General features: G+C 76.6%; 1 protein-coding gene. It reads right to left on the bottom strand.

Annotated features, from left to right (window positions below; translation table 11 throughout):
- On the bottom strand, window positions 1–337 hold a 337-nt coding region (locus AOK23_RS41565), incomplete at both ends, for a GNAT family N-acetyltransferase (RefSeq protein WP_169800387.1).

The raw sequence follows: 337 nt of genomic DNA, 5'->3' as shown, positions 1-337 counted from the left end.
CCCGGGGGTACCCGGCGGCCCGGCAGCGGTCGAGCGAGGTCCGCAGCAGCGCACCGCCGACGCCGGCGCCGAGATGGCCCGGCCGTACGTAGATCGCGTACAACTCGGCGTCCCCGGTGCGGATGTCGCCGTCCCGGTACGGGCCGTACGCCGCCCAGCCGAGCACCTCCCCGGCGCGCTCGGCGACCAGGTTCACCACCGGGTTGCCGGCCTTGAGGAGCATCCCGCGCCGCTTCTCGGCGTCCTCGGCCACGTCCAGGCCGTCGAGGTACGCCTGCGGGACGAGCCCCGCGTAGGCCGTGCGCCAGCCGCCGACCCGGATCTCGGCGACGGCACG

The sequence above is a fragment of the Streptomyces torulosus genome (genome assembly GCF_001419765.1).
GTDB classification, from domain to species: domain Bacteria; phylum Actinomycetota; class Actinomycetes; order Streptomycetales; family Streptomycetaceae; genus Streptomyces; species Streptomyces torulosus.
This window is presented reverse-complemented; position numbering and strand designations above follow the sequence as displayed.